This window comes from Streptomyces sp. NPDC046197 (assembly GCF_040646295.1).
Taxonomy (GTDB): Bacteria; Actinomycetota; Actinomycetes; order Streptomycetales; family Streptomycetaceae; genus Streptomyces.
The window spans coordinates 1-18,277 of sequence record NZ_JBEYZY010000068.1 but is presented as its reverse complement, the minus strand read 5'-3'; the positions used below and the strand labels follow the sequence as shown (position 1 = coordinate 18,277).

14 protein-coding genes and 2 pseudogenes are annotated in these 18,277 nt (G+C 71.6%); 8 read left to right on the top strand and 8 right to left on the bottom strand.

All coding sequences use genetic code 11. The features are described 5' to 3' along the window. Positions 1-372 precede the first annotated feature (372 nt). Positions 373-984: pseudogene (locus AB0A61_RS40060) on the top strand (site-specific integrase); the annotation flags it as partial. A 78-nt stretch (positions 985-1,062) separates the two neighbouring features. Here the strand turns inward: AB0A61_RS40060 and AB0A61_RS40055 are convergent. Next, entirely contained in the window at positions 1,063-1,824 is a 762-nt protein-coding gene (locus tag AB0A61_RS40055; protein ID WP_361304286.1) for a phosphoglyceromutase, read from the bottom strand. A 161-nt stretch (positions 1,825-1,985) separates the two neighbouring features. Here AB0A61_RS40055 and AB0A61_RS40050 point away from each other — a divergent pair, with 161 nt between their 5' ends. Continuing rightward, on the top strand, positions 1,986-3,248 hold the full coding sequence (locus AB0A61_RS40050) for an MFS transporter (protein ID WP_361304283.1): 1,263 nt from the start codon (positions 1,986-1,988) through the stop codon (positions 3,246-3,248). 53 nt (positions 3,249-3,301) lie between these two features. Here the strand turns inward: AB0A61_RS40050 and AB0A61_RS40045 are convergent, their stop codons facing one another. Beyond that, positions 3,302-3,742: a DUF2000 domain-containing protein gene (locus tag AB0A61_RS40045; RefSeq protein ID WP_361304280.1), complete on the bottom strand. Its 441-nt coding sequence runs from the start codon at positions 3,740-3,742 to the stop codon at positions 3,302-3,304. Positions 3,743-3,791: 49 nt separating this feature from the next. Here AB0A61_RS40045 and AB0A61_RS40040 point away from each other — a divergent pair, with 49 nt between their 5' ends. Continuing rightward, entirely contained in the window at positions 3,792-4,583 is a 792-nt protein-coding gene (locus tag AB0A61_RS40040) for an AraC family transcriptional regulator (RefSeq protein ID WP_361304277.1), read from the top strand. Here the strand turns inward: AB0A61_RS40040 and AB0A61_RS40035 are convergent. From AB0A61_RS40035 to mshA, 3 genes are all read right to left on the bottom strand, one after another. After that, positions 4,568-6,316, bottom strand: a complete 1,749-nt coding sequence (locus AB0A61_RS40035) for a glycosyl hydrolase family 28-related protein (protein WP_361304274.1) — start codon at positions 6,314-6,316, stop codon at positions 4,568-4,570. The two genes, AB0A61_RS40040 and AB0A61_RS40035, sit on opposite strands and share 16 nt — an antisense overlap. Before the next feature lie 145 nt (positions 6,317-6,461). Further along, the gene (locus AB0A61_RS40030) at positions 6,462-6,968 is read right to left on the bottom strand and encodes a YbjN domain-containing protein (RefSeq protein WP_361304271.1); all 507 of its coding nucleotides are present in this window, start codon (positions 6,966-6,968) and stop codon (positions 6,462-6,464) included. Then, positions 6,961-8,298 carry a D-inositol-3-phosphate glycosyltransferase gene (mshA, locus tag AB0A61_RS40025; RefSeq protein WP_361304268.1) on the bottom strand — a complete coding sequence of 446 codons (1,338 nt, stop codon included), beginning with the start codon at positions 8,296-8,298 and terminating at the stop codon, positions 6,961-6,963. Before mshA ends, AB0A61_RS40030 begins: the two co-directional genes overlap by 8 nt. 282 nt (positions 8,299-8,580) lie before the next feature. On the opposite strand from mshA, the gene AB0A61_RS40020 reads away from it, so the two are divergent. From AB0A61_RS40020 to AB0A61_RS40010, 3 genes are all read left to right on the top strand, one after another. Then, a complete protein-coding gene (locus AB0A61_RS40020) occupies positions 8,581-9,366 on the top strand; it encodes a class I SAM-dependent methyltransferase (protein WP_361304265.1) in 786 nt (261 codons plus the stop codon). A gap of 224 nt (positions 9,367-9,590) precedes the next feature. After that, positions 9,591-10,709 (top strand): C40 family peptidase, encoded by a 1,119-nt coding sequence (locus tag AB0A61_RS40015; protein ID WP_361304262.1) that lies wholly within the window; start codon positions 9,591-9,593, stop codon positions 10,707-10,709. A 263-nt stretch (positions 10,710-10,972) separates the two neighbouring features. Further along, positions 10,973-12,301 carry a fused response regulator/phosphatase gene (locus AB0A61_RS40010; protein WP_361304259.1) on the top strand — a complete coding sequence of 443 codons (1,329 nt, stop codon included), beginning with the start codon at positions 10,973-10,975 and terminating at the stop codon, positions 12,299-12,301. 703 nt (positions 12,302-13,004) lie between these two features. Here the strand turns inward: AB0A61_RS40010 and AB0A61_RS40005 are convergent. From AB0A61_RS40005 to AB0A61_RS39995, 3 genes and pseudogenes are all read right to left on the bottom strand, one after another. Then, the gene (locus tag AB0A61_RS40005) at positions 13,005-13,349 is read right to left on the bottom strand and encodes a DUF2516 family protein (RefSeq protein WP_361304289.1); all 345 of its coding nucleotides are present in this window, start codon (positions 13,347-13,349) and stop codon (positions 13,005-13,007) included. Positions 13,350-13,449: 100 nt separating this feature from the next. Next, positions 13,450-14,118, bottom strand: a complete 669-nt coding sequence (locus tag AB0A61_RS40000) for a hypothetical protein (protein WP_361304256.1) — start codon at positions 14,116-14,118, stop codon at positions 13,450-13,452. A gap of 481 nt (positions 14,119-14,599) precedes the next feature. After that, positions 14,600-14,950 (bottom strand): annotated as a pseudogene (locus AB0A61_RS39995) (helix-turn-helix transcriptional regulator); the annotation flags it as partial. 218 nt (positions 14,951-15,168) lie between these two features. Here AB0A61_RS39995 and AB0A61_RS39990 point away from each other — a divergent pair. Together AB0A61_RS39990 and AB0A61_RS39985 are read left to right on the top strand one after the other, a co-directional pair. Further along, positions 15,169-15,525, top strand: coding sequence for a VOC family protein (locus AB0A61_RS39990; protein WP_361304253.1), 357 nt, complete (start codon positions 15,169-15,171; stop codon positions 15,523-15,525). A gap of 202 nt (positions 15,526-15,727) precedes the next feature. After that, the gene (locus tag AB0A61_RS39985; RefSeq protein ID WP_361304251.1) at positions 15,728-18,118 is read left to right on the top strand and encodes an excinuclease ABC subunit UvrA; all 2,391 of its coding nucleotides are present in this window, start codon (positions 15,728-15,730) and stop codon (positions 18,116-18,118) included. Positions 18,119-18,277 lie beyond the last annotated feature (159 nt).

Sequence of the window (18,277 nt, the reverse complement as noted above, 5' to 3'; positions counted from 1 at the left end):
GCACCTGACCAGTACGAACACCTCACAGGCAGAACTCCTACAGACTGCTTGACGATCTATAGGAGCTTCCTGGACGCCATGGGCCGCGTCTGCTCCGCTCTGCCTGGGTCGACGGTGGACGGGATGGGAGGTCCCCGCGCGCGCCAGTACGGGCCCGCGGGTGGAAACGGCGCCCCTCCATCCCTGTGAGCTGGGTGCGCCTCCAGCACACCTCCCGCGGGTCGGGGAACCCGCGCCACCCTCCGCAGCGGTCTCCCCGACCGATGCGGAAGCCGGGAGGACCGGTGCGCTTCCTGCGCCACTGGTAGACGGTTTACGCGCCGGACATGCCGGACGCTTCGAGTTGTGTCACGAACTCGCGAATGTGCTCGGCTAGTCGACATGGGCGCCGGCTGCGGCCTGCGACAGGGCGAGATCCTCGGCCTGTGCGTCGATGAGCTGGACTTCGACACCAACACGCTGCACGTGGTGCAGCAACTCAAGCTGAGCCTGAGCAAGGCCGTGTTCGCACCGCCGAAGGGCGGCAAGCTCCGTGACGTGCCTCTGCCCGATCCCGTGGCGGAGGCGCTGAAGAAGCACATCAAGCGCTTCCCGCCGGTCGAGGTCACGTTGCCGTGGATGCGGGCGAACGGCCAGCCCGTGACCAAACGCCTGATCTTCAGTGGGCCCAACGGCGGGCACGTCTGGCGTACGTCGCTGAACGAGGACCACTGGAAGCCCGCTCTTGCGAAGGTAGGTGTCATTCCGAAGGCCAAGAGCCGCGAGCACGCCGCTGCCCGCGAACACGGCATGCACGCCCTGCGGCACTTCTACGCGTCCGTTCTCCTGGACGCCGGGGAGAGCATCAAGGCCGTCAGCGAGTACCTCGGGCACTCCGGTCCAGGCCTGACGCTGAAGGTGTACGCGCACCTCATGCCGAGCAGCCGGGACCGCGCCCGGAACGCTCTCGGGCTGGCGCTCCGGCCGCGAGGCTCGGGGGACTGAGGGCCCGCAGTGGGCCCGGGCCGTAAAAATGCCCCCGACCCGCGCCGTAAACGCAGGTCAGGGGCATGATCACACAACCTACTTCTTCTTGCCCTGGTTCTTGACCGCCTCGATGGCCGCCGCGGCCGCCTCGGGGTCGAGGTACTTGCCGCCGGGGGTGACCGGGGTGAAGTCGGCGTCGAGTTCGTAGTACAGGGGGATGCCGGTGGGGATGTTCAGGCCGGCGATGTCGGCGTCCGAGATCTGGTCGAGGTGCTTGACCAGGGCGCGGAGGCTGTTGCCGTGGGCCGCGATCAGGACCGTGCGGCCCACGGCCAGGTCCGGGACGATGTCGTCGAACCAGTACGGCAGCATGCGGAAGACGACGTCCTTCAGGCACTCCGTCCTCGGGCGCAGCTCCGGCGGGAGGATCGCGTAGCGCGGGTCGTGCGCCTGCGAGAACTCCGAGTCGTCGTCGAGCGGGGGCGGCGGGACGTCGTAGGAGCGGCGCCAGAGCATGAACTGCTCCTCGCCGAATTCCTCCAGGGTCTGAGCCTTGTCCTTGCCCTGCAGCGCGCCGTAGTGGCGCTCGTTCAGCCGCCAGGAGCGGTGGACCGGGATCCAGTGGCGGTCGGCTGCCTCCAGGGCGAGCTGCGCGGTGCGGATGGCGCGCTTCTGTACGGAGGTGTGGACCACGTCGGGCAGCAGGCCGGCGTCCTTCAGCAGCTCACCGCCGCGGACCGCCTCCTTCTCGCCCTTCTCGTTGAGGTTGACGTCCACCCAGCCGGTGAACAGGTTCTTCGCGTTCCACTCGCTCTCGCCGTGGCGGAGGAGGATCAGCTTGTACGGTGCGTCGGCCATGCCTCAGAGCGTAATCCACGCATTCCTGCCCCGGCGTGGCCGCCCGGCAGGCGGACAGTTGACGGCATCTGTTAATTGAGTGGCCCGCCGCGACCTTCTACTCGTAAGTTGTGATCACCACTTGAGCCGCTTACATCGCGTCCACCCCGGGGGGCCCTTCCATGTCCGTCGCCAGTCTCAGACGTGCCGCCCGGGAGACCGTCTCCGGGCTTCCCCGCGAGTTCTGGTGGCTGTGGACCAGCACCCTCGTGAACCGGCTCGGTGCCTTCGTCGCCACGTTCATGGCCCTGTACCTGACCCTGGACCGCGGCTACTCCGCCTCGTACGCCGGTCTGGTCGCCTCCCTGTACGGGCTCGGCGGTGTGGTCTCCTCCCTCGGGGCGGGCGTGATGGCCGACCGGCTCGGGCGGCGGCCGACCCTGCTCGTGGCCCAGTCGTCCAACGCGGTCTTCGTCGCGGCGCTCGGCTTCGTGCACGACCCCGTCGCCATCGCCGCCGTGGCCTTCCTGGTCGGCATGGCCAGTAACGCCTCCCGGCCCGCCGTGCAGGCGATGATGGCCGACATCGTCCGGCCGGAGGACCGGGTCCGCGCCTTCTCCCTCAACTACTGGGCGATCAACCTGGGGTTCGCGGTCTCCTCCACGGTCGCGGGCTTCATCGCCGAGTTCAGCTACCGGGCCGGCTTTCTCATCGAGGCGGGGATGACCATGGTCTGCGCGATCGTGGTCTTCCTGAAGCTGCCCGAGTCCCGCCCGGGGCCGTCCGTGGGCGGGAAGGAGAGCCGGGAGGAGGCCGTCGGGCTCGGCACCGTACTCCGCGACCGGCGCTTCATGGCCGTGGTCGGCCTGTCCTTCCTGGTCGCCCTGGTCTTCCAGCAGGGGTCGGTCGGTCTGCCGGTGGCCATGGGCAGGGCCGGGTTCACGCCCGCCGACTACGGCATGGCGATCGCCGTCAACGGCGTCCTGATCGTCGTGCTGCAGATCCCGCTCACCCGCTTCATCGAGCACCGGGACCCCCGGCGGCTGCTGATCGTCTCGTCCCTCCTCACCGGATACGGCTTCGGACTCACCGCCTTCGCCGGGTCGGTCGGCACCTTCGCCCTCGCGGTGTGCGTCTGGACCCTCGGCGAGATGGTCAACGCGCCGACCCAGACGGGGCTCGTCGTCCAGCTGTCCCCGGTGCAGGGGCGCGGGCGCTACCAGGGCATGTACACCCTGTCCTGGTCCGTCGCCGCCCTGGTGGCCCCGCTGATGTCCGGCGCCGTCATCGACCACTTCGGCGCGGGCTGGCTGTGGGGGCTGTGCGCGGCCGTCGGCACGGCGGCGGGCATCGGGTACGCCGTCCTGATGCGGCGGCTGCCGACGCAGCAGACGGCCCGGCCCGAGGCACCGGCGACCGCCGAACCGGAGGTCAGCCCGGCCTGACCCCGGACCGCAGGTCAGCCCGGCCTGACCCCGGGCCCGGGGTCGGGCCGGCGTCAGGGGTGCATGCGCGCCCCCTTCAGTACCTTGTCCACCGCGTTCCGCGGTCCGTACACGGCCAGCCCCACCAGGTCCAGCTCAGCGGTCGGTACGGCGCGCACCGCGGCGCGGTTGGCGTCGTCGTGGCCCGTGGTGAACAGGTCGGACGTGAAGACGGCGCGGGGCAGGGCACGGGACAGCGTCCGGCCGTGCGCAGCCGTCAGGACCTCCTTCGTGCCCTCGAAGACCAGCACCGGCTGGCGGAACATCGGCAGGTACGGCACCGCGTCGGCGTCCTCGTACGCCTCCCCGATCACCTCGGGGAGCGTCGTACCGAGGCCGCTGACCAGGAAGGCGGTGGCGTTCAGGCGCTGCCAGGGCTCCAGGTCGGCGCGCAGCAGGACGGCGATCTTGGTGTCGAAACGGACAGGGGCCTCGGAACGGGTCTCGGTGCTCATATCCCGAGACTGCCGACCGCCGCACGGTACCGTCTTGTACGTTTTTTGCATGGCCGCGCAACGTGAGGTCACCGCCTGGCGCCCCCGCATCCCGGGGGTCGTGGAGGTCTTCCACGCGCACTTCACCGAGTACGCCTATCCGATGCACGTGCACGAGGCGTGGACGCTGCTCATCGTCGACGACGGGGCCGTACGGTACGACCTGGAGCGGCACGAGCACGGCACCCCGCACGACACGGTGTCCCTGCTGCCGCCGCACGTCCCGCACAACGGCTCCGCCGCCACCCCGCACGGCTTCCGCAAGCGCGTCCTCTATCTGGACGCCAGCCGCCTCGGCGAGGACCTGATCGGACCGGCCGTGGACGGGCCCGACCTGCGCGACCCCGTGCTGCGGTGGCGCGTCGGGCAGTTGCACACGGCGCTGGCCCACGCCGGTGACGAGCTGGAGGCCGAGAGCCGGCTGACGCTCATCGGCGACCGGCTCCGCGCCCATCTGCGGCCGCGGCTCGCCACCGGGGCCGGGCGCGCCGATCCGGCGGTCGCCCGCCAACTGCGCGAACTCCTGGACGAGCGGCTGCTCCAGGGCGTCACGCTGGAGGAGGCCGCACGTCTGGTGCACGCCCACCCGGCCCACCTGGTACGGGCGTTCAGCGGTGCGTACGGCATCGCGCCCCACCAGTACCTGATGTCCCGCCGCGTCGACCGCGCCCGCCGTCTGCTGCTGGCGGGCCGGATGCCGGCCGAGGTGGCCACCGCGACCGGCTTCTACGACCAGGCCCATCTCACCCGGCACTTCAGGAAGCTGGTGGGAGTGACGCCGGGGCGCTACCGCGCGGGCTGACCCGGCTGCCGGAGCAGCTCCCGCTGGGCCTCGTGGAGATTGCGCGGGCGCACGGCGTCCGTCGTGCCGTACAGCTCCAGGCGCCCGTGCAGGTCGCCGGTGAAGTCGGGGACGTCGATCTGGTCGAACTCCGTGACCTGGCCGACGCCCACCGTCGCGGAGTACGGTGCCAGGCCGTCGATCTTCACCAGGCCCGCGCGGCCGTTGGTGACGCGGATGTTCCAGTGGGTGAAGCGGGCGCCGAAGAGGGGGCCCGCGCTGAGGTCGCCGCCGTGGCGGCCGTTGTTGTTCACCGTGATGTCGGTGCGGACGTTGGCGAAGGGCAGGCCGCGGTGGCTGTCGAAGGTGCCCATCCGCATCTCGCCGCGGGACCACACGTTGTGGGAGGACAGTCCCTCGACGTTGATGCCGTGCAGCTGGGTGTTCGGCGGGGCGGGAACCGTGCGCTGCTCGATCGTGAAGTCCTCGACGAGGTTGTCGTGCGAACCCTCGCGGCAGAAGTACGGGTGGTGGGAGCCCCGGCCCGCCACGCGCGTACGGCGCAGGGTGCAGGAGGAGGCCGCGACCAGGCCGAAGCCGTTGTCGACATTGCGCACCGTCACGTCGTCCACCCAGCAGTCGTAGGCGCACTGCAGGACCACGCCGTTGTAGCCCTTGTCCAGCAGGTGCGGGGACTGCGGGGTGTCCATCACCTCCAGGGTCAGCCCCTCCACACCCGAGCCGGTCAGCTCCTCGACGTGGGTGGTCAGCCGGGGGTCCCACTCGGGCCGGACGTCGAGCGGGAGCGGACGCTCCAGGGTGACCCTGCGGCCGCGGACGTGTGCGACGCGGACCGGCCACTCGTAGGGGACGTACGACGTCAGCTTGGTCTTGTCGTCCCAGTAGTACGCCCGGGGGCCCGGGCCGCCGCCCGCCATGTGCTCGAGGAGCGTGTGGCCGGCGTCGTCGGCGAGGCGGAGCAGGACCAGCCGGCCGGGTTCGAGGCCGGCGGGGTCCGCGACCTCGATCGTCCACGAGCCCTGCTGCGCCGGTTCGACCGTCGTGAGCGTCGTCCACTCGTCGCGTCTGTTGCCCGTCCAGCCCTCGAAGGGCCAGGCCCCGGCCTTGACCGCGGCGACCAGCGAGTCCCAACGGGCTTGAGGGGCCAGCCAGATGAGGCCTCCGGCCCAGGACCAGGAGGACTTGTCGCCGCCGTAGCGGGAGCCGTACACGCCGATCAGTTCGGTGAGGTTCTTCGTCGCGTACAGCGTCGTACGGCCGCTGCCGGCGCCCCGCAGGACGACGCCCGAGTGCCCGATGCGGATCAGGCCGTCGATACGGAAGGTGCCGGGCGGGACGAGCACCGTGCCACCGCCGGCCCGGCCGGCGGCGGCGAGGGCACGGTTGATCGCGGGGGCGCAGTCGGTGGTGCCGTCCGCCACGGCGCCGAAGCGGGTCACGTCGGCCACGACGGGGTGGCGGGGCAGGAGCACCGACCCGCCGCCGTGTCCGGCCCGGCCGACGTACGGGATCTGCGGGTGGGTGAAGGGGGTACGGGTGAATTCCCGCCAAATGGACGGGACTTGCCCGGCGGAGGGGTGGACCGTGGCGGCCGCCGGGCGGTTGGACGCGCTACCGACCCGGGTGGCGGCCGTCGCCGTGCCGCCGGTCGCCGCGCCGGCCGCCACGGCTGTGGCGCTGCCGAGCAGGAGTCTTCTGCTGATGCCCGTGCCGCCCGTGTGCGTGTTGCCCATGTCCGACCGCCCCTCCCTGCCGCCACCAGCGGTGGCTTGTCATGGATATGAACGACGTTCAGGTCCGCGCCTGGCGGTGAGCATGCCACGGAGCCCTTGGTCCGGGAAGGGGTCACACGGGAACCGGTAAGACTTGGCTTCCGGGTCAATCGGTCGGACGCTGGGTCAGGTGTGTGAACGCCTGCAGGTTCCGCGTCGACTCGCCGCGGGACACCCGCCAGTCGTACTCCCTGCGGATCGCCGAGGCGAATCCCAGCTCCAGCAGGGTGTTGAAGCTGCCGTCGGCGGCCTCCAGGACCTGGCCGAGCAGCCGGTCCACCTCCTCGGCGGTCACGGCGGCCAGGGGCAGCCGGCCGGTGACGTACACGTCGCCGAGCTGGTCGACGGCGTAACTCACGCCGTACAGCCTGAGGTTGCGCTCCAGCAGCCAGCGGTGCACGCCGGCCTCGTTCTCGTCGGGGTGGCGGATCACGAAGGCGTTCAGGGAGAGCGAGTGGCGGCCGACGATCATCGACAGGGTGGTCGACAGCTTGCGGGTACCGGGGAGCTTGACGACGTAGGTGCCGGGCTCGGGGCTCTCCCACTCCAGTTCGGCGTCCTTCAGGACACCCTCGATGACCTGTGTCGCACGCCGCTGCTCTGCCTCACCCATGGTGGGAGCGTACGCGACGCCGGTGGGCCTGCATCGCGGCCGTGTACACGTCGGCGGTGGCGGCGGCGGACGCGTCCCAGCCGAAGGATTCGGCGTGCCGGGCGGCGGCCGCGCCCATCCGGTCCGGCAGCCCGGGGTCGTCGGCGAAGCGGGCCAGCACGCGCGCGTAGCCGGCCGGGTCGTGGCCCTGGACCAGGAATCCGGTCTCCGCGTCCCGCACGGCCACCGGCAGTCCGCCCACCGCGGCCGCGAGCACCGGCGTGCCGGCCGCCTGCGCCTCTATCGCGACCAGGCCGAAGGACTCGCTGTAGGAGGGCATGACCAGCACGGAGGCGGCCCGGAACCAGTCGGCCAGCTGGTCCTGGCCGACCGGCGGCCGGAACCGCACGACGTCGGCGATGCCGAGCCGGGCCGCCAGCTTCTGCAGCCCCTCGGGCCTGGCGAGGCCGCTGCCGCTGGGGCCGCCGACTATCGGGACGACGATCCGCGAGCGCAGCTCGGGCCGCCGGTCGAGCAGCACCCCGACGGCCCTCAGCAGCACGTCGGGGGCTTTCAGCGGCTGGATGCGGCCGGCGAAGAGCGGGACCAGGGCGTCCTGCGGCAGGCCGAGGCGGGCACGGGCGGCGGCACGGCCGTCGCCGGGACGGAAGCGGGTGAGGTTCACGCCCGGGTGCACGACGGCGACCTTGGCCGGGTCGGCGGAGTAGTGGCGTACGAGCTCGTCGGCCTCCTCGGCGGTGTTGGCGATCAGCCGGTCCGCCGCGGCCACGATCTGGGTCTCGCCGATGACGCGGGCGGCGGGCTCGGGAGTGTCGCCGTCGGCCAGGTTGGCGTTCTTGACCTTGGCCATGGTGTGCATGGCGTGCACCAGGGGAACGCCCCAGCGCTGGGCGGCGAGCCAGCCGACGTGGCCGGAGAGCCAGTAGTGCGAGTGCACCAGGTCGTAGTGACCCGGGCGGTGACCGGCCCAGGCCTGCATCACACCGTGCGTGAAGGCGCACAGCTGGGCCGGGAGGTCCTCCTTGGCCAGGCCCTCGTACGGGCCCGCGTCGACGTGCCGGACGAGGACGCCCGGAGCCAGCTCGACGGACGGCGCGAGGCCGCCGGCGGTGGCCCGGGTGAAGATCTCGACCTCGACGCCCTGGGCGGCCAGGCGCTGCGCGAGCTCGACGATGTAGACGTTCATGCCGCCGGCGTCACCCGTGCCGGGCTGGTGGAGCGGTGAGGTGTGCACGGAGAGCATGGCGACGCGGCGCGGCCGGCGGTGCAGCCTGAGTCGCGAGGAGGCCGCCGGAGAGCGACGCCCGAGCCTGCTGACGTACTGGCTCACGTGGCGTTCCTCCTTGCTGCGGGCGTGCCGGGCGAGGGCGCGTTGCGCCCCTCAGGGGGCAACGCCCGACGGGGCGGCTCCATTTCCGCCGCCGCGCTCTTTGCCCAATCATTACCGGTTCTCGCTCAACCGTTCGACCAGGGTGCGTGGCGCACATCGCACACCGGCCCGAGCGCATGGTGCACATCGCCCCCCGGGTGCCCGCATACCCTCGTATCCATGACATCCCGCGCAGCGACCCTCCCCCACTCTCGGCTTCGCTCGAGCGGGGGGACCCCGATCGTGGGCACGGTGACGCGCGGGACGACCAACCCGAACCGGCTCCGCCGCATGGACCGCTGGATCGCGGCCACGCACGGCGCCGAGCTGCGCCGGGCCGCGGATCCGGTGGCCGTCGACCTCGGCTACGGCGCCGCCCCCTGGACCGCCGTCGAACTGCTGCACAGGCTGCGCACCGTTGCGCCACGCGCGCGCGTGGTCGGCGTGGAGATCGAGCCGGCCCGGGTCATGGCCGCGCGGCCGTACGAGCGGGAGGGACTCGCCTTCCGGCACGGCGGCTTCGAGATCCCCGTCTCCCGGCGGCCGCACCTCATCCGCGCGGCGAACGTGCTGCGGCAGTACGACGAGGGCGAGGTCGCCGCCGCCTGGAAGCGGCTGTGCGCGCGACTCGCCCCGGCGGACGGGCACTCGCGCGGGGGCCTGCTCGTCGAGGGCACCTGCGACGAGATCGGCCGGCGGCACGTCTGGGTGGCGCTCGGCCCGGAAGGCCCGCGCACGGTCACCTTCGCCACCCGCCTCGGCTCCCTGGAGCGCCCCTCCGACCTCGCCGAGCGCCTCCCCAAGGCGCTCATCCACCGCAATGTTCCCGGCGAGGCCGTGCATGCCTTCCTGCGGGACTTCGACCGCGCCTGGGCGGCCGCGGCGCCCTACGCCTCCTACGGAGCCCGCCAGCGCTGGATCCGGGCGGTGCGCGACCTCGCGGCCGACTGGCCCGTGACGGACGGGCCCGTGCGGTGGCGCCAGGGTGAAGTCACGGTGTCCTGGCAGGCGTTGGCCCCGGGCAACTGACCACCGCACCCCTTCCCACCTGCGGGGAACGATCTCCGTGAGCCGTTCGTCACACATGCGGGGAGATCGTCTTGATCGGACCCGGAAGGGGGAGGGGAACTGTCGTCCGGCCGGGTCCAGTCCGCGAGCCGCCGCGCGTGACCCTGTCGTTTTGCGCCAAGGCGTGGCACGATCCCCCAGGCGTCCGTAGGTTACTGACGGTTAATCAGGTTGGGGGCTGAAGTATGGGGCGGGGCAGGAGCGGAGTGCTCGCGGCGTCCGTGGCCGTGGTCTGCGCGGTCACTGTGCTGGGAGCACCGGGCACGGCGTTCGCCAACGCGCGACCCGCACCGACCCCTTCCGGCTCACCGTCCGTTTCCCCGGAAAGCTCCCCGGGCGACTCCCCCGCCGCGGCACCCGCGCCGGACAAGGACCTGGAGGCCGTCCGCGCCAAGCTGGACAAGCTCTACCACGAGGCGGCCGTCGCCACGGACGCCTACAACGCCGCCGAGGAGAAGTCGAAGAAGCAGTCCGCCGAGATCGTCGACCTGGCCCGGAAGATCGTCAAGGGCCAGCAGAAACTGGACGAGTTGAAGGACCGGGCGGGCGCCGCGGCCCGCGAGCAGTACCGCACCGGCGGACTGCCGCCCGGGGCGCAGCTGATGCTGAGCAACGACCCGCAGCAGTTCTTCGACGGGGCGGGGCGGGTGCTGGAGGGCGAGCGGGCGACCAAGGGCCTGATCCAGGAAACGGCCCGCACCCAGCAGGACTTGAAGCAGTACGCCGAGGACGCCGCCGACCGCTGGCAGGAGCTGGAGGCCAACCGCAAGGCCAAGGCCGAGGCGAAGAAGAAGATCCAGCAGCGGATCGCGGCGGCCGAGAAGCTCCAGTCCCAGCTGCAGCAGCAACAGCAGCAGCGCCTGGCCCAATTGGAGCAGGAAGCCGCTCTGAAGGCACAGACGGCCTGGCTCGACACGGGCGTCCTGAAGGAAATCAACGGCAAGGCGTCCGAGACGGGCAGGAAGGCGGTGGCCTACGCCACGGCCCAGCTCGGAAAGCCGTACGAATGGGGCGCCGAGGGCCCGAAGACGTACGACTGCTCCGGACTGACCTCCCAGGCCTGGGCGGCGGCCGGCCGGCCCATCCCGCGCACCTCGCAGGAGCAGTGGAAGCAGCTCAGGCACGTCGACATCAAGGACATGCGCCCGGGCGACCTGATCATCTACTTCGACGACGCCAGCCATGTCGCGATGTACGTCGGCGACGGCGCGATCGTGCACGCCCCGCGACCGGGGCGTACGGTGACGATCGCGGGAGCGGGCTCGATGCCCATCCTGGGCGTGGTACGGCCCGACGCGGACTGAAGAGCCCCGGTGACCTGGGCCACGTGACCTGCCGCACCCCAAATCGCCCTAAAACCACCCCGGGGCGTGACCTACGTCATCCCGGCCGCGGGACCGTCCTGTCCAACTCCGCCAGGAAAAGCGGCATATGACAGTGGCCGAAGACCGGGCGACCTGTGTCACACCATTCCGTTGCGATGCCGACTACCGCTATGGTCCCGGTCGGTGGGGCGAGGTCCCTCGTACCCACCATGCCCTCGGGGGGAGGGAAGGAACCCAGGACAATGCCCCTGCACGTACCGCGGCAGAGAGCGATCCCGGCCGCGGAGAGCGGCCAGGCGCAGACCGTGTCCCAGGGCGGAGACCCCTCCGCGGAGCACGTCCCGCCGAAGGAAGCCACGGTCGACAAGGACGGCCGCAACATCACCCAGACCCAGAGCACCAACCTCACGCTGCTGCTGATCGAGGACGACCCCGGCGGCTCGCCGATCGTGCCCGAGCTCCTCGACCCGGCCGGAAAGCCGATCCGAATCCGCACGGCCCGCAACCTGACCGAGGCCGAGCGGCTGCTCACCGACGACGTCCACTGCATCCTGCTGGACCTCGCGCTGTCGGCCCCCGGCCGGTCGGGCGCGGGTGACGACGAGCTCGCCGTGCTCAAGCACGTACTGGAGCTCGCGCCCCGGCACGCCGTCCTGGCGCTCACCGCCTCCGGCGACGCCGATCGCGGCGCGCAGGCGGTGCGCGTGGGCGCACAGGACTACCTGTTCCGCGACGAGCTGGACGGCAGGCTGCTGAGCCGCGCGATCCGCTACGCCGTGGAGCGCAAACGCTCCGACACGGCCGAGCGCAGGCTCGCCGAGGGCCGGCTGCGCGCCCAGGAGAACCGCCGTCTGGAGCGCGGTCTGCTGCCGACCCCGCTCCTGGACGGGTCCTCGCTGCGCTTCGCCGCGCGCTACCGCCCCGGCCGCTCGCGCGCGCTGCTCGGCGGCGACTTCTACGACGCCGTCCGCACGCCCGACGGCACCGTGCACGCCATGATCGGCGACGTCTGCGGTCACGGGCCCGACGAGGCGGCGCTCGGCGTGGAGCTGCGCATCGCCTGGCGGTCACTGACGCTGGCGGGGCTGTGCGGCGACGAGCTGCTGAACACCATGCAGCAGGTGCTGGAGCACGAGCGCGCCGACGACGAGATCTTCGCGACGCTGTGCACGGTGGACATCGCGCCCGACGGACGCCACGCCGGCCTGTGCCTGGCCGGGCATCCGTCGCCGCTGCTCGCCCGTCCCGGCCGGACCGCCCGGCTGCTGCCCTACGACAACAACGGGCCCGCCCTCGGTCTGCTGCCCGGTGCCCGCTGGCCCCGGATGCAGGTGGAGCTGGGTGCCGAGTGGAGCCTGATGCTCTACACCGACGGTCTGATCGAGGGCCGGATCGGGGTGGGCGGGGAACGCCTCGGCCAGGACGGCATGGTGGAGATGGTCCGCCGCCAACTGGCCCAGGGCCTGCGCGGCGAGAACCTGCTGCGGGCCGCGGTGAACGAGGTCCGCGAACTCAACGGCGGCGAACTCACGGACGACGTGGCAGTAGTCCTGCTGGACCGGGAGCCTTAGGCGGCTTCCCACACGCCGTCGGCGGCGCCCCCACCCACCGAGGACGGGGTGCCATCGCGGCATCCGCGGCCTCGCATACACCGCGGGCGGGGTGACATCGCCGCATCGGCGGCCTCCATGCACCGCGGGGGGGTGACATCGCCGCATCGGCGGCCTCCATGCACCGCGGGGGGGGTGACATCGCCGCGTCGGCGGCCTCGCATGCACCGCGGGCGGAATCGCCGCATCCGCGGCCGTCCCACGCACCGTAGGCGGGGTGACATCGCCACGCCGACGGCCTCACATGCACCGCGGCCGGCTTCACATACGCCGTCGGCGGCCCCGCATCCACCGTGGGCGCGGTGCCATCGCCGCATCCGCGGCCTCGCATACACCGTAGGCCGGGTGCCATCCCCGCATCCGCGGCCTCGCATCCACCGCGGCCGACTTCACATACGCCGTCAGCAGCCCGCATCCACCATGGGCGCGGTGACATCGCCGCATCCGCGGCCTCGCATCCACCATGGGCGCGGTGCCATCCCCGCATCCGCGGCCTCGCATACACCGCGGCCGACTTCACATACGCCGTCAACGGCCCCGCATCCGCCATATGCGCGGTGCCATCGCCGCATCCGCGGCCTCGCATGCACCGCGGGCGGGGTGACATCGCGGCGTCGGCGGTGTCCTCTGCCCCACCGACGGAGTCACACGCACCGTCGGTGGTTCACCGGCCGCCGTTGTAGGGGCCGTACGGGCCGTCGCTGCTGCTGCCGCGGCGGCGGCCCCAGCCGCTGCCGCCGGAGACCTGCTTGAGCGCGGGCCGCACGTCCACGATGTAGACGATGCTCGCGATCACGCCGATGATCGGCAGGAACGACAGGATCGAGAACAGCGCGCTCACCACGAGCGCCAGTCCGAGGATGATCAGCCAGAACACCTTGTTCTGCTTGTCGGCCGCGCGGAACGCGTCCTCGCGTCGGAAGGCCGCGTCGAGCAACCCGAAGGCGGCCAGGGCCATGAGAAGGATCTTCAAGAGCCCCAGGAATCCCGCGAAGCCCAACATCAGCATGCCGCCCACCGCCCGATCTCTCCCGATACCTACGCGGCCACCGTACCCGTAGAACGGGCCGGGCACCCCAAGGGTGCCCGGCCCGCGGCCGTACCGCCCCTTACCTGGCGGGCGGGGTGGTCTTCTTGGCCGTGACCTTCTTCGCCGGGGCCTTCTTGGCCGGGGCCGTCCGCTTCTCCGCGGCGGACTCGGCACCGGGCCCGGCGAGCCGGGTGTCCTCGGTGACCTGGACCGGCTCGGCCTTGGGCTCGACGGCGACGGCGAGCTCCTCGACCTCTTCGGCGATGTCCTCGATGCCCTCGGCGGCCTGGCCGCGCCAGGTGCGCACGGCCTGCTCACCGTGCTCGGCGACCTTCTCGTAGGTCTCGCGGGCCTTCACGGCGTACTCGGCGGCGACGCCGACACCGCGCAGGGCGAGGTCCTGGGCGCTCTCACCGAGCTTCTTCAGGTCCGAGTCGAGGTTGCTGCTGAGCTTCTTCAGGTCGGAGTCCAGGGAGTTCAGGAACTCGCCGACCTTGGTCTGGAGCGTCTCCTGCGTCTCCCTGACGCGGGCGCCTGCTTCCTTGGCGCGGGCGGCGGCCCGCTCCTGGACCGCCTTCGGGTCGGTGTTGCGCACCGCGTCGATACGGGCCGGGGCCTCGGCGCGCAGCTGCTCCACCAGGGCGGGCACCTTCTTGGCCTGCTGCAGGGCCAGGTCCGCGGTGCCCGCGGCGAAGTAGAGCGGCGTCGGGTCGCTGAGGGTCTTGCGCAGGTCGTCGGTGATGGCCATGGTGATGGTCCTCCCGGGTCGCTTTCAGCTGAGGGTTTTGTGTTCCGCGGTCGGCCTGCCGGCTGTCCGGCCGTCCAGGGCCGTGGGATCAGCCGGCGGTCTTGTGCGGATCGGCGTCATTGCCGCCGGACGTGCGGGTGCGGCGCTTGGTACTGCGGCCGCCGTGCGCCTTGGTGACCGGGCGTATGCCCGTGTCGCGGTCGGCGCCGGGGGTGCCGTGGCCGCGGGCGTCGCCGGTGTCGGCGTCGTTGTTGTCGTCGGAGTCGTTTTTGTCGCCGTTGTCGCCGTTGTTGCCGTCGTCACGGCTGTCACGGCTGTCGCTGGTGTCGCTGCTGTCGCCCTGCGGAGTGCGCGAGGTGCCATGGGCGTCCGCGCCGCCACTCCGCTCCGCGGCGCCGTCAGCGTCGCCGGGCGTGTTGCTGTCCGTGTCACTGTCCGGCTCGCGGACCTCGTCGTCCGCCTGGCCGCCCGTACCGGTCGTCCCGAATCCGTTCTCCTTGCGGAAGGACTCGTAGATCTGGAGCAGCACCTGCTTCTGCCGCTCGTTCAGCGTGGGATCGGCGAGGATGACGGCGCGCGTCTCGATCTCGTCCCGGTCCCGCTCGGCATCGAGGATGCCGGCCCGGACGTACAGCGTCTCGGCGGAGATGCGCAGGGCCTTGGCGACCTGCTGCAGCACCTCCGCGCTCGGCTTGCGCAGCCCGCGCTCGATCTGACTCAGGTACGGATTGGACACCCCGGCGGCATCGGCGAGCTGCCGCAGCGACAGCTGCGCGTTGCGCCGCTGCTCGCGCAGGTACTCACCGAGATTGCCGACGTTGAGCGATGCCATGCCCCCACCATGCCCCACTCTCGCTAACAATTGCAAGCAACCCGCTTGCAAGAGTGTGTCGGGCCACTCCGTCGGCGGACGACCGGACCGGTCAGGAACCGCTCAGGAACCGATCAGGATTCGAGAAGCGCGGGTCCCCGGGCCGCGGCTAGCGTGACCGCCGTGGACCCGACCACATCCACGATCTCCCGACCACACCCACGACCTCAGGAGTGACCATGACCGGCTCTGCCACACAGGGAATCAAGACCGTGCTGCATCCCGTGTCCGACCTCGCGAAGGCCAAGGAGGTGTACGCCGCCCTGCTCGGCGTACCGCCGACGGCCGACGAGTCCTATTACGTCGGCTTCGAGGCCGCGGGCCAGCACATCGGGCTGGTGCCGGGCGGTGGACCGCAGGGCATGACCTCGCCGGTGGCCTACTGGCACGTGCCGGACATCGAGGCGAAGCTGGCCGAGCTGACCGCTGCCGGTGCCACCGTGAAGGAGCCCGCGCACGACGTCGGCGGCGGCCGCCTGGTGGCCACCGTCGCCGACCCCGACGGCAACGTCCTCGGGCTGCTTCAGGACCGATGAGCTCCGGCCCCCGCTCCCGGGCCGCAGCGGGCGAGCGGGAGCCCGGCTGCGGCCCGGACCGTTACGCTGCCGCTGCCGCCGGAGCGAGGTGACCGGTTCGTCGCGCATACCGGCTTCGGCCGACGCCCGCGCAGGCACGCGGCCGCCGATGGGCACCGGCCACACCCGGGGAAGGCGGCCCCACCCAACAGAGGGAGACACGATGAGCACGGCCACGAGGACGGACCCGCAGGCGCCTGAGCTGCACGCTGCCGACAGCCACGATCTGATCCGGGTGCACGGCGCACGCGAGAACAACCTCAAGGACGTCAGCGTCGAGCTCCCCAAGCGGCGGCTGACGGTGTTCACCGGCGTATCCGGCTCGGGCAAGAGCTCGCTGGTGTTCAACACCATCGCGGCCGAGTCGCAGCGGCTGATCAACGAGACCTACAGCGCCTTCGTGCAGGGATTCATGCCGACCCTGGCACGGCCCGAGGTCGACGTACTCGACGGGCTGACCACCGTGATCACCGTCGACCAGCAGCGCATGGGCGCCGACCCCCGCTCCACCGTCGGCACCGCCACCGACGCCAACGCGATGCTGCGCATCCTCTTCAGCCGGCTCGGCAGGCCGCACCTCGGCTCGCCCAAGGCGTTCTCCTTCAACGTCGCCTCGATCAGCGGAGCGGGCGCGGTCACCCTGGAACGGGCCGGCCAGACCGTGAAGGAACGGCGCAGCTTCAGCATCACCGGCGGCATGTGCCCCCGTTGCGAGGGCCGCGGCACGGTCACCGATCTGGATCTCGCCCAGCTCTACGACGACTCCAAGTCGCTCGCCGAGGGCGCGATCACCGTCCCCGGCTACAAGGGCGGCGGCTGGAACTCCCGGCTCTACGTCGAGTCGGGCTTCTTCGACCCGGACAAGCCGATCCGCAGGTACACCAAGAAGGAACTGCACGACTTCCTCCACCGCGAGCCGACCAGGATGAAGATCGCGGGCATCAACATGACCTACGAAGGGCTCATTCCGCGGATTCAGAAGTCGATGCTCGCCAAGGACCGGGAGGGGATGCAGCCGCACATCCGGGAGTTCGTGGACCGGGCGGTCACCTTCACCACCTGCCCCGACTGCGACGGCACCCGGCTCAACGAAGGCGCCCGGTCGTCGAAGATCCAGGGGATCAGCATCGCCGACGCCTGCGCGATGCAGATCAGCGACCTGGCCGCATGGGTACGCGGCCTGGACGAGCCGTCGGTGGCGCCGCTGCTGGCGGCGCTGGGCGGGACCCTCGACTCGTTCGTGGAGATCGGCCTCGGCTACCTCTCCCTCGACCGGCCGGCGGGCACGCTGTCGGGCGGCGAGGCACAGCGCACCAAGATGATCCGCCACCTCGGCTCCTCGCTCACCGACGTCACCTACGTCTTCGACGAGCCCACCACCGGCCTGCACCCCCATGACATCCAGCGGATGAACGACCTGCTGCTGCGGCTGCGGGACAAGGGCAACACGGTGCTCGTCGTGGAGCACAAGCCGGAGATGATCGCGATCGCCGACCATGTCGTCGACCTCGGCCCGGGCGCCGGTACGGCGGGCGGCACCGTCTGCTTCGAGGGCACCGTCGAGGGGCTGCGGACCGGCGGCACGATCACCGGCCGCCATTTCGACGACCGGGCCGCCCTCAAGGAGACGGTGCGCAAGCCCACCGGCACGCTGGCGGTCCGCGGCGCGACGACGCACAACCTGCAGGGCGTCGATGTCGACATCCCGCTCGGGGTGCTGTGCGTCGTCACCGGCGTCGCCGGCTCCGGCAAGAGCTCGCTCGTGCACGGGTCGATACCGGCCGGGGCAGGTGTGGTGTCGGTCGACCAGGGCGCGATCCGCGGCTCGCGGCGGAGCAACCCGGCGACGTACACCGGACTGCTCGACCCGATCCGCAAGGCCTTCGCGAAGGCCAACGGCGTGAAACCGGCGCTGTTCAGCGCCAACTCCGAGGGCGCCTGCCCCACCTGCAACGGCGCGGGCGTCATCTACACCGACCTGGCGATGATGGCCGGGGTCGCCACCACCTGCGAGGAGTGCGAGGGGAAGCGGTTCGAGGCGTCGGTGCTGGACTACCACCTCGGCGGCCGCGACATCAGCGAGGTCCTCGCCATGTCGGTGGCGGAGGCCGAGGAGTTCTTCGGCACCGGCGAGGCGCGCACGCCTGCCGCGCACCGCGTCCTCGGCAGGCTCGCCGACGTCGGGCTCGGCTACCTCACCCTCGGCCAGCCGCTCACCACGCTGTCCGGCGGCGAGCGGCAGCGGCTCAAGCTCGCCACCCACATGGCCGAGAAGGGCGGTATCTACGTCCTCGACGAGCCGACCGCCGGCCTGCACCTCGCCGATGTCGAGCAGTTGCTCGGCCTGCTCGACCGGCTCGTCGACTCCGGCAAGTCGGTCATCGTCGTCGAGCACCACCAGGCGGTCATGGCGCACGCCGACTGGATCATCGACCTCGGTCCCGGCGCGGGTCACGACGGCGGCCGGATCGTCTTCGAGGGCACACCGGCCGACCTCGTCGCCGCCCGCTCCACCCTCACCGGCGAACACCTCGCGGTCTACGTGCGCGCCTGACCGGCTTGGTCACCCGCACGACCCCGACCTCGCCGCACCCGGCAACTGCGTCCGCTCCGGGGCAGTTGCCGCCCCAGGGGGTGGGGGGGGGGGGGGGCCCCCCCCCCCCCGGGGGGGGCGCCCCCCCCACCCGCAAGCGCCACCCCCCCACCAGCGGGG